General features: G+C 69.3%; 9 protein-coding genes. 6 read left to right on the top strand and 3 right to left on the bottom strand.

Annotation, left to right across the window (positions count from 1 at the left end; all coding sequences use genetic code 11):
* Nucleotides 1-7: 7 nt before the first annotated feature.
* From hemC to E4T13_RS12090, 5 genes are all read left to right on the top strand, one after another.
* Nucleotides 8-1,054, top strand: coding sequence for a hydroxymethylbilane synthase (hemC, locus tag E4T13_RS12110; RefSeq protein WP_137178570.1), 1,047 nt, complete (start codon nucleotides 8-10; stop codon nucleotides 1,052-1,054).
* A complete protein-coding gene (locus E4T13_RS12105; protein ID WP_170984960.1) occupies nucleotides 1,047-1,814 on the top strand; it encodes a uroporphyrinogen-III synthase in 768 nt (255 codons plus the stop codon). The genes hemC and E4T13_RS12105 overlap by 8 nt, the downstream gene beginning before the upstream one ends.
* Nucleotides 1,811-3,511 carry a hypothetical protein gene (locus E4T13_RS12100; protein ID WP_137178568.1) on the top strand — a complete coding sequence of 567 codons (1,701 nt, stop codon included), beginning with the start codon at nucleotides 1,811-1,813 and terminating at the stop codon, nucleotides 3,509-3,511. Before E4T13_RS12105 ends, E4T13_RS12100 begins: the two co-directional genes overlap by 4 nt.
* 13 nt (nucleotides 3,512-3,524) lie before the next feature.
* The gene (locus tag E4T13_RS12095; RefSeq protein ID WP_137178567.1) at nucleotides 3,525-4,802 is read left to right on the top strand and encodes a heme biosynthesis HemY N-terminal domain-containing protein; all 1,278 of its coding nucleotides are present in this window, start codon (nucleotides 3,525-3,527) and stop codon (nucleotides 4,800-4,802) included.
* A 72-nt stretch (nucleotides 4,803-4,874) separates the two neighbouring features.
* Nucleotides 4,875-5,540, top strand: coding sequence for a DUF4412 domain-containing protein (locus E4T13_RS12090; protein WP_137178566.1), 666 nt, complete (start codon nucleotides 4,875-4,877; stop codon nucleotides 5,538-5,540).
* Between the two features lie 6 nt (nucleotides 5,541-5,546).
* Here the strand turns inward: E4T13_RS12090 and E4T13_RS12085 are convergent, their stop codons facing one another.
* On the bottom strand, nucleotides 5,547-5,822 hold the full coding sequence (locus E4T13_RS12085; RefSeq protein ID WP_137178565.1) for a hypothetical protein: 276 nt from the start codon (nucleotides 5,820-5,822) through the stop codon (nucleotides 5,547-5,549).
* A gap of 168 nt (nucleotides 5,823-5,990) precedes the next feature.
* On the opposite strand from E4T13_RS12085, the gene E4T13_RS12080 reads away from it, so the two are divergent.
* Entirely contained in the window at nucleotides 5,991-6,653 is a 663-nt protein-coding gene (locus E4T13_RS12080; protein WP_137178564.1) for an outer membrane lipoprotein carrier protein LolA, read from the top strand.
* Between the two features lie 24 nt (nucleotides 6,654-6,677).
* On the opposite strand, the gene E4T13_RS12075 is transcribed toward E4T13_RS12080, so the two are convergent.
* Complete coding sequence (locus tag E4T13_RS12075) at nucleotides 6,678-6,932, bottom strand: hypothetical protein (protein ID WP_137178563.1); 255 nt, start codon at nucleotides 6,930-6,932, stop codon at nucleotides 6,678-6,680.
* Between the two features lie 128 nt (nucleotides 6,933-7,060).
* A partial coding sequence (locus E4T13_RS12070; RefSeq protein ID WP_137178562.1) for a tandem-95 repeat protein occupies nucleotides 7,061-15,666 on the bottom strand: 8,606 nt, incomplete at its 5' end.

Below are 15,666 nucleotides of genomic sequence, written 5' to 3'. Positions count from 1 at the left end.
CCGCCCCATGTCGGTAGCCCATCCGCCGGGTCCAGCCCATCCTCACGCCGCTGCCCATGGCGCCCCGCGCCTGGCCGCCACGGCGCATGTCCGCCCCCATATGCGCAGCCTGCCGCTGCGCGTGGGCACCCGCGGCTCGCCGCTTGCGCTGTGGCAGACGCGGCACTTCCTGGGGCTGGTCACGAAATTCTGCCCCATCCTGCGCGACGTGAAGGCCTTCGAGGAGCACGCCATCGCGACCTCTGGCGACAGGATCCAGGACCGCCGCCTGGCCGATGTCGGCGGCAAGGGCCTCTTCGCCAAGGAGATCCACGAGGCGCTGGCCGATGGCAGGATCGACTTCGCGGTCCACAGCCTGAAGGACCTTGAGACGGACCTGCCGCCCGGCATCGAGCTGGCCTGCACCCTGACGCGGGAGGACAGCCGCGATGCGCTGATCCTCGGTCCCAGGGCGGGCGCGGTGGACCCCGCGGACCCCTTCGCCTGCCTGCCCGCGGGCGCGGTGGTCGGCACCGCCTCGGTCCGGCGCCAGAGCCAGATCCTGCATGCGCGGCCGGACCTGCAGATCACCATGATCCGCGGCAACGTCCAGACCCGCATCGACAAGGTCCGCGCCGCGGACGGCCCGCATGCCTCGCTGCTGGCGCTGGCCGGGCTGCGCCGGCTGGGGCTGGAAGCCGAGGCGGCGGTGGTGCTCGACCCCGACGCGATGGTGCCGGCTGCCTGCCAGGGCATCGTCGGCGTCACCGTCCGGTCCGAGGATGTCGAACTGCTGGAACTGCTCTCCGGCATCGAGGATGCCGAGGCGCGCGCCGTCTCCACCGCCGAGCGCGCGCTGCTGGCCGCGCTGGACGGCTCCTGCCGCACGCCGATCGGCGGCCATGCGCGGCTGCTGCCGGACGGCCAGCTCCACCTGACCGGCCTCGTCGCGCGGGCGGACGGCTCCTTCCTGCTGAAGCGGTCGCTGCATGGCGCGCCGAAGGACGCCGCGCGGCTCGGGCGCGAACTGGGCGACAGCCTTCGGCAGGACGCCCCGGCCGATATCTTTGCCTGATCCCGCGGCACCCGCTGTCCTCGTCACCCGCCCGGAGCCGGGCGGCGGCGAGACGGCGGCACGAGTCGCGGCGCTGGGCTGGGAGCCGGTGGTCGCGCCCGCCCTGGTGCTGCGGTCTCGCGGCTTCGTGATCCCCGCCTGCCAGGCGCTGCTGCTGACCAGTCGCGCCGCCGCCCGCGCCTTGCCGCCCCCGATTCCGGGCCTGCCGGTGCTGGCGGTGGGCGTCGCAACGGCGGAGGAGGCGCGCGCGCGGGGCTGGCGCGATTGCCGGGCCGCGGATGGCACCGCCGAAAGCCTCGCCGCGCTCGCCGCCGCCACGCTGCACCCCGGGCGCGGGTCGCTGCTGCTTGCGGTGGGGGAGGGCTATGCGCTGGACCTCGCCAGCGCGCTGCGCGCGCGCGGCTTCCGCGTGATCCGCCGCATTGCCTACGCGGCCGTGCCCGCCCAGACGCTGCCCGAGCGTGCCCGCCTTGCCATTCTGGCAGGCCGGGTGGGAACCGTGCTGTTCCACTCGCCACGCTCGGCGCGCTGTGCGATGACCCTGCTTCGGGCCGCCGGCCTTGCGGCAGCCGCCCCGGGCATGGACGTTCTGGCGATCAGCCGCAGGGTGGCGCAGGCCGCCATCGCCGCCGCCGCGCCCGATGCCTGGCGCGGCGTCCGCATTGCGGCGCGACCCGAGGAGCAAGCGCTTCTGGCGCTGCTCGGCCCGTCTCCGACGGCCGGCAGCACAGGGCGCCCGACACCATCAGGAGAGCCATGAGCCCGCCCGACTCCTCCCCGACTTTCCTGGACCGGCTCCGGCGTTTCGATCCCACGGTCCTCCCCATCGTCGTTGCGGCGCTGGTCCTGGTCGGCGCCGTCCTGTGGCTGCTGGGGCGCCCGCTGCCGGTGCCGCAGGCTGCCGGACCCGATCCGCAGACCGCGCAGGAGCTCGCGGCGCTGCGCGCGGGCCTGGCGCAGCTGCAGGGCAGCACCCAGCGCCTGGCCGCGCTGGAGAACCGGCCGGCTCCGCCCGCGCCGGCCCTCGCCCCGCTGCGCGAGGCCGCGGCTGCGGCCAGCGCCCGCGCGGAGGCGGCCGAGCAGCGCGCCGAAGCCGCAGGCCGCGAAGCGGCCGCCCTGCAGGAGCGGGTCAACGCCCTGGCGCAGGACCTCGCGGCGCGGCCGAATGTCGATCCCGCGACGCTGGCGCAGCGTGGCGCGGTGGAGCAGCTCGGCAGCCGTCTCGACCAGCTCACGCAGCGAGCGGATGCGATCGCGCGCGACCTCGCGGCGCGGCCGAATATCGATCCCGCGACGCTGGCGCAGCGCGATGCGGTGGAGCAGCTTGGCAGCCGGCTCGACCAACTTGGCGCGCACGCTGATGCGATCGCGCGCGACCTCGCGGCGCGGCCGAACATCGATCCCGCGACGCTGGCGCAGCGCGATGCGGTGGAGCAGCTCGGCAGCCGGCTCGACCAGCTCGGTGCGCGCGCCGATGCGATCGCGCGCGACCTCGCGGCACGGCCGAACATCGATCCCGCGACGCTGGCGCAGCGCGGCGCGCTGGAGCAGCTGGGCAGCCGGCTCGACCAGCTTGGCACGCGGGCCGATGCGATCGCGCGCGACCTCGCGGCACGGCCGAACATCGATCCCGCGACGCTGGCGCAGCGCAGCGCGGTGGAGCAACTCGGCAGCCGTCTCGACCAGCTCGGCACGCGGGCCGACACCATCGCGCGCGACCTGCAGGCCGCCGGCGCCCAGGCGCAGCAGCGCCAGGCGGCGACCGAGCAGGCACTGTCGGGCGTCACCGGCCGAATCACCGCCAGCGACGCCGCCCTGGCGGCGCGCGGCCAGGCGATCGAGGCGCAGGGCACGCGCATCGGCGCGCTGGAAATGGCGCTGACCGGGCGGCTCGATACGCTCGGCGCGCAGCTTGCGCAGCGCGCCCAGGCCGCCGAGCAACTCGCCGGAAGGCTGAACGCGCTGGAGCAGCAGCAGCAGCGCCTCGCCGCGCTGGAGAGCCGCGCCACGCGGCTTGCTGCCGTGGAGGCCGCACGCGCCGCGCTGGATGCCGGGCGCCCGCTCGGCCAGATCGCGAACGCGCCGGAGGCGCTCGGCCGCTACGCCAGCGCCGCGCCGCCCACCGAGGCCTCGCTCCGCCTCAGCTTCGACGCGGCCGCACGCGCCGCGCTGGCCGCCAGCGAGCCGCCGACCAGCGGCGGCGTGCTGGACTCCGCCGTCTCCCGCCTCTCCGGGCTGGTGACGGTGCGCCGCGGCGAGGAGGTGCTGTGGGGCGACGCCGCCGCTGCCGAGATCGAGCGGGCGCGCCGCGCGCTGGAAGCGGGCGACCTGCAGGCGACCCTGGCGCATCTGGCGAAACTCTCGGCGCCGGCGAAGCAGGCCATGGCCGACTGGATCGCGCGCGCGGAGGCGCTGCTCGCCGCCCGCGATGCGCTGCGCCAGATGGCGGCCGGCTGAGGGGGCGGAGGCGATGCGCAGCGCGCTGCTCTACCTCGCCCTCCTTGCCGCGGGCGTGGCGGGCGTTCTCTACATGGTCCGGCTCGGCGGCGCGGTGGAGATCCGCGTCGGCGACGTCGAGATCCTGGTGCCGTTCTTCCTGGCGGTGCTGCTGCTGGCGGTGGCCTTCCTGCTGCTTTACGGCATCCTGGCCGGCATCGGCGCGCTGCGCCGCTGGCCGGCAAGGCGCCGCGCGAAGCGCGAGGCGCGGCACAGGATGGAAGGCGAGGCGGCGCTGACCCGCGCGCTGGTGGCGCTGGCCGCCGGCACGCCGGATGTCGCGCGCATCGAGGTGCTGCGCGCCCGCGAACGCCTGGGCGACACGCCGCAGACCCTGGTGCTGACCGCCGAGGCCGAGCGGCTGGCCGGTCGCGAGGACGCTGCCTCCGAGGCCTTCCACCAGTTGGCGGCGCGCCCCGATTCGCGCTTCCTCGGCCTGCGCGGCCTGCTGCGCCAGGCGATCCAGCGCGAGGACTGGCCGACCGCCCAACGCCTGGCGCGCGAGGCCGAGGCCGCCCAACCCGGCGCCGCCTGGCTCAAGGAGGAGCGCGAGACGCTGGCGCTCCGCACGCGCGATTGGCGCGAGGCGCTGGCGCTCGCCGCGCCCGGTAAGCACCAGGCGCCGCTGGCCCTGGCAGCCGCCGGGCAGGAGCCTGAGGGCGGCCGTGCGGCGGAGCTGGAAAAGCAGGCCTTCCAGGCCGATCCCGGCTTCACCCCCGCGGCGCTCGCCCATGCCCGTCGGCTGCGCGAGGCAGGCAGCCCCCGCCGCGCGAAGCAGGTGCTGGAGGAGGCCTGGAAGGCGAAGCCGCATCCCGACCTTGCCGAAGCGTATCTGGACGGCGAGACCGACCCTCTGCAGCGGGTGAAGGCCGCCGAGCAGCTGGTGCAGGGCACCGCCCGCAACCCCGAGAGCCAGCTTCTGATTGGGCGGCTGGCGACCGAGGCGAGCCTCACCGGCCGCGCCAGGCAGGAGCTGGAGGCGCTGACCGGATCGGGTGTCGCCGATCGCCGGGCCTATCTGGCGCTGGCCGACCTCGAGGAGGTGGAGGGTGGCGATTCGCCGGAAAGCCGCGCCGCCCAGGCAAAGTGGCTGCGCCGCGCCGCCACGGCCGCGCCGGAGCCGCGCTGGCGCTGCACCCATTGCGGCACCGACCACGCCGCCTGGGGGCCGGTCTGTCCGCAATGCCAGTCGGTCGGCACCATCGGCTGGGCGGTTCCGCAGCAATTGCTGGCGGCTCCGGCGGCCGGATAGCGCCCGCCGCCGCCCGGGCTTGACCCGCCCGGATCGGCGTCGGAGCGTGCGGCACCGCGAGGGAGGACAACCATGCGTCGAAACGCCCTGGCTGCCGGATTGCTGCTGGCCGCTGCCCCGGCCCTGGCGCAGGACCGGCCGCCGCTGACGCCGACCCGCGACGTGACCGTGACCTACCGCATCACCGGCGACACGCCGCGTGGCGCGCCGCCGCCGATGACCGTGAGCTGGCAGGCCGCGACCGGCACGATGCGCACCGACATGCCCGGCGGCATGGGCTGGATGGTGGCCGATACCCGCAACGGCCGCGCCTTCATGGTCATGGAACAGATGCGCATGGTCATGGACATCCCCGCCGCGCAGGCCCAGGCGATGTCGGCACGGGCCGGTTCGGAACGCGCCACCTTCCGGCGCGAAGGCACCGCCACCGTGGCCGGGCTGCGATGCACCATCTGGGCGGTGCAGGACGGCGACAATCGCGGCCGCACCTGCGTGACCGATGACGGCGTGGTGCTGCGCGCGGAAGGCTCCAGCCAGGGCCGCAGCGGCGGGATGGAGGCGACCCAGGTCACCTTCGCACCGCAGGACCCGGCGCGCTTCCAGCGCCCGCAGGGCTACCAGACGATGCAGATGCCGCAGGGCATGCCGCCGGGCGCGATGCCAGGCCAGGGGGCCGGGCCCGGCGCCGGGGCGGGCGGCGGCCTGCCGCCCGGCCTGATGCGCCCACCCGGCAAGTAGCGCGCTTCAGCCGGCGATCTCGCCCCGCCATATCGGGATGCTGCCGGACATCTCCGGCAGGCCCGGCCGGCGCCACACCGCGCGCCAGGCCACGCGGTCGAGGTTGAGCCCCATGTTCACGAAGCTGCCCGCTTCCGTCAGTTCGATGGCGATCACGGCGCGACGCAGTTCCGGCGAGAACCGTTCCAGCACATGGTTGGCCAGCACATGCCGCGGCACGCCGTGCAGCTCCGTGGCGTCCACGGGCAGCGTCGTGAGCGGTCCGGCGAAATCGAGGGGCATGGCGGCGCCTTTCGCTGTGCGCCCGATCCTCGGGTTCCTGGCTCGCGCCGCTTTTCGGCCTGGCATGCAGCCTGCGGCGAAGGCGATAACCGCGGCGTTAACGCGCCGGCACGCTCGGTGACATTTCGCGGCCTTCCGTTTGCCACGCCGGTGGGCCATGTGTGCGGCATGTCGCGACGCCGCCTGATCGGGGCTGCCCTGCTGGCCGCCCTGCCGATCCACGCCCCACATGCGCAGCAGCGCGGCGCGGCGCCAGCCCCGGCGCCCGCCCCGCGCCCGCTGACCGCCGCCGACCGCGCGGTACTGGGCCAGGTGGAGGCCTATCTGAACGGGCTGCGGACCATCCGCGCCCGCTTCGTGCAGATTGCCCAGAACGGGGCGAGCGCGCAGGGCACCGCCTGGATCGTGCGGCCAGGGCGCATGCGGTTCGACTACGACCCGCCGGAGCCGATGCTGCTGGTCGCCTCCGGCGGCCAGGTGATGATGTATGACCGCGAACTGGGCCAGCCCAGCACCGTGCCGGCTTCCTCCACGCCGCTCGGCCTGCTGCTGCGCGACCAGATCCGGCTTTCCGGCGACATCACCGTGACCGCCGTGGAGCGGCGCGGCGGCTTCCTGCACGTCACGATGCACCGCACCGGTTCCCCGGCGGAAGGACGCCTGACGCTCTCCTTCGAGGAGACCCCCATGCAACTGCGGCAATGGACCGTGGTGGACGCACAGGGGCGGGCGACGCGGGTGACGCTCTACGAGATCGACACGACGGTGCGCCCGAACCTGCGCATGTTCGACTTCAACGACCCGCGCTTCCTGGAGGAACTGCGGCGCTGACCGGCGCCGCGGCCCGCAGGGGGATCAGTTCGGCGGCGTGGTCTTCGCCGGTTCCTTCTGCACCTTCTTGAGCCGTCCGGACTGAAGCAGCTGCTCGGTGAGCTGCGGCAGGCGCTCACCGAAGGTGGCCAGCGCCTCCACCGGGATCACCAGGGTGAAGGCGTGCACGGTCTTCGGCTTGCCCTTGCCTTCCGGCACCAGGGTGTGGAAGCGCACGCGGGCATTGGCGCCGACCACGGTCACGTCGGTCACGCCATCGGCATAGACGGTGTCGTTCATCGCAGGCTCCTGATGGGCGGCCCGGCCGCGGGGCAGGGCCAGCACCGGCTTATCGCCGGACCGTGTCGGTCCGGTAAAGGGGCGGGAGGAAAGCCGCGGCCGGCGTCGGGCGCCGGCCGCGTCCGGCGTCAGGTGACGAGGATGATGTCATCCTGCGCGGCGATGGCGGCGAGGTCCGACGCCTGGTAGCCGTAGCCGCCGAGGTCGAGATCGGTCCAGCTGCCGTAGCCGACGCCGTCATAGGCGTGCACCTCGAGCCCGTCGCCGTAGCCTTCGTCATAGACGAACCAGAGCACGCCCTCTGCCACTTCCATGCTGTAGTCGAAGGCGTCGTAGCGGGCGGAGGTGGTGCCGGCGGTGATCTGCGAGACCTCCTGCGACGCCAGGTCGAAGCGGAAGAGCTGCGTCCCGTTGCTCCAGCTGTCGGCGAAGAAGAACAGGCCGCCGTCGTAGAACTCGGTGCCGGCATCCAGGAAGGGGATTCCGGAGATGCCTGCATTGAACAGGTCGATCCGCATCTCCACGGTCGTGCCGGACACCAGCCAGAGCGCCGGGCCACCCTCCGTGTCGCCGAAGGCGTAGACGGTGGTGCCGTCCGTCGCGATCTGGCGCGGGAACGAGCCGACCTGGCCGCCGGCGTTGTCCTCGAGATCGATGATGGTGAAGCTGCCATCGGTTTCGATCCGGACCAGCTCGTTGTTGCCCGAGAAGCCGTTCGCGTCGAGCTGTGCGCGGAGATAGACGCCGCCGTCGGCCGCCACGAATTCCCGCGGATCGCCGCGTTCGGCGCCGGGGTTGAGGTCCACCAGTGTCGTCGTTCCGGTCGCCAGGTCGTAGATCCTGACCTCGGAGCCGAAGCCGCCGGTGAACTCGTCCTCGAAGAAGAGGAAGTCGCCGACTTGCGCCGCTTCCGTGCGGAATACGTAGCCCGTCTGGTCGTCCACCAGCGTCGCCGTCGTGCCGCGGACGGCCCACAGCTCGTAGGTGTAGACGTTGTTCGCGTAGTCGGGGATGTACTTGTTCACCAGCAGCGCATCGCCCAGCGCGATGGGCGCCAGGATGTATTCCGGGAGCGTGTTGGGGTCGGTCGGGCTGCCAACGGCGCTGAGGCCGTGGACCTGCTCGAAGCTCCGCGTCTGCGTGTCCACATCGTAGGAGATCCGGAACAGGTACGCCGTGTCCTCCCCGAGGGCAGGGATGTTCGCGACCGTGTAGATGTCCGCGATGTAAGAGTCGCCGAGCTGTTCGAGCTGGGCGAAGCCCGAGGGGAAGGAATTCGCCGGATTGGCCGGGAAGTCCGGGTCCTGCCCTGGCGCGATGTCGAGCCCGTCCACCACGACGGTGCCTTCGTAGAACGCCGCCTCCGCGCCCTGGCCATAGGTGAAGGATGCCAACGGCACCTGGCCGAAGAACCCGCGCTCCCCATTCGAGCTGAGGGAGAAGCCGTCCAGGTTCTGCAGTTCGAATGTGTTGTAGGACACGAAATACGTATACCAGTTATTTCCGACTGCGTGATTGAAGTAGAGGCCGTACTCCGAGGCGGTCAGGTTGTAGTAGGCGATTTCCGTGTTTCCGCGTTCCAGGCGATGCGTCGCCGTGTCCCCGTAATCCGCCGGGTTGTATTCGTAGATCGCGTCCGATGAGCCGCCTTCCCCGCCGTAATAGTCGGAGCTGGTGACGAACAGACGCTCGCGGCTCAGAACCTCCAGCTCGTTCATGTAGTAGGGGTCGTGGTCGGTCAGGCGCTGCACGCTGGTGCCGTCGAAGACGAACACCTCGTAGCCGTACCCGTCTCCGTCCTGGGCGATGTAGAAGGCCTCGCCATCGACGACCTGCAGGTCCTGGAAGTCGTAGTTCCAGTCGTCAACCAGCACGAAGCCGCTCTCGTTGCCGAAATAGAGACCTTCGACGCCGGTATCGTAGTCGTAGAAATGTGCCAGGACGCCATCCTGGAACTCGATGAGCGAGTATTGGCCGTCGTAGTCGAGCGTATAGAACTGGCCGTCCTGTCCGGACGAATTGTCGTAGACGACCACTCCCGCACCGCTGTCGTCGGCGCGCCAGAGCTGCTCGTTGTAGTTCTCGTTGTAGGCGATGAAATACACCTGCTCGCCCACCGCGACGAGGTCGCGGGCATAGGGCTCGCCTTCGGCCATGCCGGTCCAGCCGAAGCTGGATACCGTGCCGATGGCGAAGCCGTCGCCATCCACCGTCTCGTCGTCGAGGTCGAGGCGGAACAGCGTGCCATAGCTGCTCGGCGCGTCCCCGAAGCTGTCGGCGACAAAGAACACGGCGTCCTCGGTCACCACCATGTCGCTGATGTTGTCGATCGAGCCGTCAGTGCTGATGACGAACTGTTCGATGCTCTGGGTGCCCGGGTCGTAGCGGAAGATCGCCAGCTCCCCGAAGTCGGAGTTGTAGCCGGCGAAGAAGACGACGCCGTTGCCTTCCGTCAGCTCGGAGATGCCGTAGGCAGAGGGCTCGACATAGCCATTCGGTGCGTCGGGGCCGAAGGCGTAGAAGCCGGCATAGCTGGTGGCGTAGAGGTCGTCGCCGACGACCAGCACCTCGTAGATCGAGTCGCCAGAGACCAGCGTCTGCAACCCGCCCACTTCGCTGTAGGTATACAGCCCATCATTGTAGCTGGAGGCGGAGAAGACCACGCCGTCGCCATAGGGCGTGATGTTGTAGGGATAGTAGCTGGAGTAGCCGTCGATGTCCTGCAGCGCCACTTCCACGAAGGGGCTCTCGCTCGGCACGTAGTGCCAGAGCTGATAGCCGCCGCCCTGGTAGTCGTAACCGCGGAAATAGAGCACGACCGGCGGTGCCTCGGTGGGATCGAGGGTGATGACACCGCTGTCCGACGCGCCTTCGGGGTCCGCGAAGCTGTACTCGAACTGCATCGGGTCGCCCGACCCGTCCGCGAAGAAGCGGATGCCATTGCCTTCGATGCTGATCGTGCCGCCGCTGACCGCGAAGGCGTCGAGGAAGGACAGCTCGAAATCGTTGTGGTCCTCGTCGCTGACATGGGAGAGCAGCTGCGAGAAGCTGACGAAGAACTCGCTGTCCCCGATCGGCACGGGGATGATGGCGTCGTCCACCACCGGCGCGTCGTTCACCGCCGTGATATACACATAGACACCGGCTGTTGGCGAGGTCGTGTTCCCGTCGGTGACGGCATAGTAGAAATAGAACTCGCCGCTCTGCTCGACATTGGGCGTGAAGCGGACGAAAGCCTCGCCATCGATGTCGACCAGCTGCGCGAACCCGTAGGAGGACGAGAAGCTGCCCGGGTCGATGGAAAGCGCGTCGCCTTCCTCGTCGAAATCGGCACCCGTCTGATAGACGCCGTTCACATACTGCCCGTCGATCAGCAGGCTGACGGGGATGTCGAGATAAGAGTCCTCATAGCCCACCAGCGGGTTGGTCGCCGGGTTCGTGTCGTTGTAGCCGACGCCGCTGTAGTACCAGTAATCCCAGCTCGCCAGCGGCGTGTCGTTGCCGTCCTCAATGGTCAGCGTGACGCGCACCGGCTCGCTGTAGGCGGTCGGGCTGCCGCTGTCATAGGCGCGATACTCGAACCAGGTCTCGCCTTCCCAATCGGGATCGAGCAGGTAGATCGTCACGCCGCTGCCGTAATAGGACACGGACTGGATGACGCTTTCATCCCAGGCCGGGTAGATGCCAGGCGAGGTGACAAACAGCGTCTGCCCTTCCGGATCGCTGTCATTGCCGACCAGTTCGAGCCGGGTCAGCGCGATGTTCCGCGAACCGCCATCCGGCGAATAGGTCGCCTCCGTCTCGCTGACGGTGATGGCATCGGGCTGCGCCACCGGCGCGCCGTTGAAATACACCGTCGCCGTGCTGGTGGAGCCGCCCTCGTCCTGCACCGTGTATTCGTAGGAGCCGCTGCCGCCCGTATGGGTGAAGGTGACGAAGTCGTCCGAAGCGTCGCCGGCCGTGCCGTTGTCGTTCAGGACCGCCGTGCCGTTCACCGCATTCTGCACCGAGATGATGGTCAGCGTCCCGTTCGGGTCCGGGTTGCTGTCGTTGTTCACCATCTGCGCGTAGGTGACGTCCTGCTCCTCCGGCGCGCCGGGCGGGCGGGCCACGTAGTCGTCTGCGGCCACGACGGGATCGTTGATGTTGTTGACGATCACGCGGACGAAGGCCGTATCGCCGCCGGTCACCGTGTAGAAGAAGCCCGGGCCGTCATACCCATACCAGTAGTTGCCGCCGTACACGGGGTTGAACCCTTCGGCAACGTTCTGCCCAGGCGTGTAGGTGACGGTGCCGTTGCCGTTGTTCACCACCGAGCCGCTGCCGAGCAGATAACTCGTATAGAAGCTGGTGGCCGCGAAGGAATCGCCTTCGACGTCGTAGTCATTCGCCAGCAGATCGGCGATCTGGATCACGATGCCGGTCTGTTCGTTCGTCACCCAGGCCGGGTCGCTGTCGTCCTCGGCCACCGCGAGGTCATCCACCGGCGCGACCTGCACGTCCAGCGTCACCGTCAGGTCCGTCGCGGTGTTGCCGTCGCTGATCGTGAAGGTGAAGGTGGCTGGCCCGTTGAAGTTCTCGGGGCCAGGCGTCAGCCAGTTCTCCTCCACCTGCCACCACCAGCCGCCCCAGACCCCGACATTCGGGTTGGTGCCGTAGCCGCTGATGAACAGATTGTCGTTGTTCGCATCCGTCACGCCGGCCAGCGCGATGAGCTGGTCGTCGGTGAAGTAGGACTGCGTGTCCTCCGTCAGGTTCAGCACGCCGGGCGTGCCGGTCTGTTGCGGCCCGCTGTTCAGCGTGACCTCGGCAGTGTCGGAGAAGGTGCCGTCCGACAGGGTGTAGGTGAAGGTCGCCGAGCCGGAGGTGTAGGTGACCGTCACGGACTGGTCGGCATTGAGCACGATGCTGCTGACATTGGCACCGGCGACGACGCCGGTGATCGCCGCGTCGCTGTCCACGTCCACGTCGTTCCCGACGAGTTGGGCGCGCGTGATGGTCTGCGTGCCGGCTTCCGGGAACAGCCGCGCGATCACGTCGTCATTCGCCGTCACCGGGTCGTTCACCGGGGTCACGGTGACATAGGCGTAGGTGTCGAGATCCGTGGCGCCCGCCGCATCGGTCAGCGAGTAGTAGAAATAGGCGTTGCCGTTGAAGTTGGCGTTGGGCGTGAACACCACCTCGTCATCGGCGTGATCGGCCGTGCCCTTGTCATCCAGCACCGCGGTGCCGCCGAACGGGCCGTAATAGGTGACGGAGGAGATCCAGAAATCCTCACTGTCCCCGTCGAAGTCGCCATTGGCGAGCAGCGACGCGACAGGGATGACGATCGCGGTGTCCTCGGCCGTGGAGAAGGTGCCGATCTGCTCCGAAACGCCGACAGGCGCGTCGTTCTGCGGTGTGACGGTGACGCTGAGGATCGCCGTGTCCGTCGCGCCTCGTCCGTCGGAGACGGTGTACTGGATCTCGAAGGCGTCGTTGAAATACGGATCGGTCAGGTAGAACGTCAGGAAGTTCTCGGCCGACCAATAGGCGACGACCGGCACGCCGCCGAGCGCCTGCGCGTTGACGATGGAAAGCGCGTCGCCGTCCGCATCCTCGTCATTGGCGAGCACATCGACGTACTGCACCGCGAAGTAGGCGTCGTTCTCACCCACCGTCACGGTATCGTCATCCGCAATGGGCACGGTGTTCAGGCTGACGGTTGCCGTCGCCGTGCCGCCCTCGCCGTCCGACATCGTGTAGTCGAAGCTGTAGGCGCCGGTATGGCCTGCGTCGTAATCCACCGTCAGGGTGCGCGCGACGCCATCCACCGTCACGGTGACGCCGCTCTCCGCGGAGATGCCGGTGATGGTCCAGCCGCTGGTGGGGCTGTCCCAGTCGTAGTCGTTGGCGAAGACCGTGTCGAAGGCGATGACCTGCGGGTCGCCGCTGCGCGCCACGGTGTCGTCTTCCGCGCTCGGGTCTTCGTTGACGTCGTTGACGCGGACATAGGCATAGGTCGACGCCGTGTCGCCATCGCCGTTGGTCTCAGTGACGGTGTAGTAGAAATAGGCCAGCCAAGATGAGGCGTAATCCTGCACTCCCCCGACATTCGCATCCGGCGTGAAGCGCACGGCGTCGTTCACCAGGTCGCCATCCGTATCCACCAGCACTGCGCTGCCACGGCTGAAGAATTGGACCGAGGTGATCGTGAAATCCGTGCCGTCGGGATGCTCGTCATTCGCCAGCAGCGTGGAGAAGGCGATGTCCACCGGGGTGAACTGGCTCGTCGTGACGATCTCGGAATTCAGCAGGTCCGGCCGCACGATCGGCGCATCGTCTTCCGGTGTGACGTTGATCGTCACGACGGCGGTGTCGGTGCCGCCGCGCTGGTCGGAGACGGTGTACTCGACCTGGAAGGTGCCGTTGGTGTTGTTGGAGGGGTCGTTGACGTAGAAGCGCAGGCTGTCGTTGCGGCCGTCTGCGTTCGAATCCCAAGCCTCCGCGATGATCGGCGCGCCGCCGAGCGCCGTCACGCCGGTGACCGTCAGCAGGTCGCCATCCGCGTCGCTGTCGTTCCCGGTCACGTTGACGAAATGGTAGTTCGTCCAGCTGTCGTTCTCGCCGATCGTCGTCGTGTCGTCGGTCGCGACCGGCGGGTTGTTCAGTGTGACCAGCGCGGTGTCGAAACCCCCGGCGCCATCGGAGACGGTGTATTCGAAGCTGTAGCCGCCGACATGGCCGGCATCGTAGGTGACGGTGACCGTGCGTGCGACGTTGTCCACCGCGACCGTCACGCCGCTCTCGTTGCCGATCGCGCTGATCGTGCGGTTCGCGGCCGGCGTGTCCACGTCGCTGTCATTGGCGAACAGCGTCGCGAAGCTGATGACCTGCGGGCTGCCGCTGCGCGCCACCACGTCGTCGCCCGCCACCGGCGCGTCGTTCACCGGCGCGAGCGTGACGGTGATGGTGCCGCCCGCCGTCTCCGTACCGTCCGTCACCGACAGGAAGAAGGAGCCGGCGCTGTCGCGGTTCGCCTGCGGCGTGAAGATCAGGTTCCCGGCGTCGGTCGTGACCGTACCGCCGAAGGGGCCAGACACGTTCAGGAAGGAGATCGTGTCGCCATCGACATCCGCGGCTACCTGCGCGAGCAGGTCCGTGATGGCGATGATGAAGGGCTGGTCCTCGGTGCCGGCGAAGGTGGTGGCGGTGACCGTCGGCGCGTCGTTCACCGGCGCGATGTTCAGCGTCAGGATGCCGTCCACCAGGCCGCCATTTCCGTCGCTGAGCTGGTAGGTCGCCGTGCGCGTGCCGTTGGTGTTGAGCGTGCCGCTGACCCAGATCCCGTCATTCTGCAGGTAGCCCGTGACGAAGGCGTTCGTGGTGAGGCCAGTCACGAAGAGCGCGTCGCCCTCGGCATCGGTCGCGCCGGCGATGAGCTGCTCCCGCGTGACGAAGACATAGGTGTCCTCGTTGACCGCCACCTCCGGGCCGTCCGGCGCTGTCGGCGCGTCGTTGACCGCGTTGACGGTGACCGTGACGGTGCCCTGGTTGCTGTCGGCGTTGCCGTCATTGGCGATGAAATCAAAGGTGATGCTGCCGTTGAAGTTGGCGGGGGGCGTGTAGACGTAGCTGCCATCGCCGTTGAAGGTCAGGCCGGCCGGCGTCGTGCCCACCAGGGCGAAGACGAGGTTGTCGCCATCCGGATCGTTGGCGAGGCTGGTGACCGAGCCATTGAGCGTGCCGTCCTCATTGACGGAGGCGACGCCGTCCTCGACCGTCGGTGCCTGGTTGTCCGGCGTCTCGTCCACATCGGAGACGGAGATGACAAAGGCTTCCGTGCGCGTGCCGCCGGCCCCGTCATTCGCCTGGATGGTCAGCGTGTATGCGTCCTGCGTCTCGTAGTCGAGCGCGCCGGCCACCTGCAGCTGGTTGCCGACGATGGCGAAGGGCGTGGGGCCGCCGAGGATCGAATAGGTGAAGCTGCTGCTGTCGATATCCGTGGCGGAGAGCAGGCCGACCACCGTGCCGTTCGGGCTGTTCTCCTGCACCGAGGCGTTGCTCAGCGCGATGTCCGTTGGCGCGTCGTTGACCGGCGTCACCTCTATCGTGATCGTCGCGACGTTGCTGTCGTCGGTGCCGTCATTGGCCCGGTACTGGAAGCTGATCGTGCCGTTGAAATCGGGGCCCGGCGCGTACTGCCAGGTGCCGTTCGGGTTGACGACGACCCCGGCCGGGTTGGGCCCGACCAGGCTGAAGGACGGCGTGCCGCCATCCGGATCGGTCAGCAGGTCGTTGAGATCCGCCAGGATGAAACCGGCTTCGGCAATCACGATCGTGTCGTCGGCCACCACGGGCGCATCGTTCACGGGCGTGATGACGATGGTGAGCGTCGCGACGTTGCTGTCGGCCGTGCCGTCGTTCACGTAGAACTGGAAGCTGTCACCCAGCGTGAAGTTCTCCGAAGGCGAGTAGATGTAGGTGCCGTCGGTGTTCCAGGTGAAGTCGCCGAAGTCCGGCGCGTCGGCGAGAACGAAGGTCAGGGTGTCGCCGTCCACGTCGAAGGCAAGGCTGGCCAACGAGCCGTTCAGCGTGCCGTCCTCGAGAACGATCTCTTGCCCGTTCTGGACTACCGGCGCGTCGTTGACGGCATTGACCTCGATGGTGACGGTGCCGGTATTGCTGTCGGTGGTGCCGTCATTGGCGACGAAGTCGAAGCTGACGGTGCCGTTGAAATCGGCCGGCGGCGCGT

The organism is Roseomonas sp. AR75, assembly GCF_005222815.1.
Classification (GTDB): domain Bacteria; phylum Pseudomonadota; class Alphaproteobacteria; order Acetobacterales; family Acetobacteraceae; genus Falsiroseomonas.
Note: the sequence above shows the minus strand (reverse complement) of the source record. Positions and strands in the feature narration are given on the sequence as shown.

Excerpts from the sequence above, each read along its gene's own strand:
- E4T13_RS12075 (WP_137178563.1), bottom strand. The coding sequence starts at position 6,932 with ATGAACGACACCGTCTATGCCGATGGCGTGACCGACGTGACCGTGGTC.
- E4T13_RS12080 (WP_137178564.1), top strand. The coding sequence starts at position 5,991 with ATGTCGCGACGCCGCCTGATCGGGGCTGCCCTGCTGGCCGCCCTGCCG.
- E4T13_RS12090 (WP_137178566.1), top strand. The coding sequence starts at position 4,875 with ATGCGTCGAAACGCCCTGGCTGCCGGATTGCTGCTGGCCGCTGCCCCG.
- E4T13_RS12085 (WP_137178565.1), bottom strand. The coding sequence starts at position 5,822 with ATGCCCCTCGATTTCGCCGGACCGCTCACGACGCTGCCCGTGGACGCC.
- E4T13_RS12095 (WP_137178567.1), top strand. The coding sequence starts at position 3,525 with ATGCGCAGCGCGCTGCTCTACCTCGCCCTCCTTGCCGCGGGCGTGGCG.
- hemC (WP_137178570.1), top strand. The coding sequence starts at position 8 with ATGTCGGTAGCCCATCCGCCGGGTCCAGCCCATCCTCACGCCGCTGCC.
- E4T13_RS12100 (WP_137178568.1), top strand. The coding sequence starts at position 1,811 with ATGAGCCCGCCCGACTCCTCCCCGACTTTCCTGGACCGGCTCCGGCGT.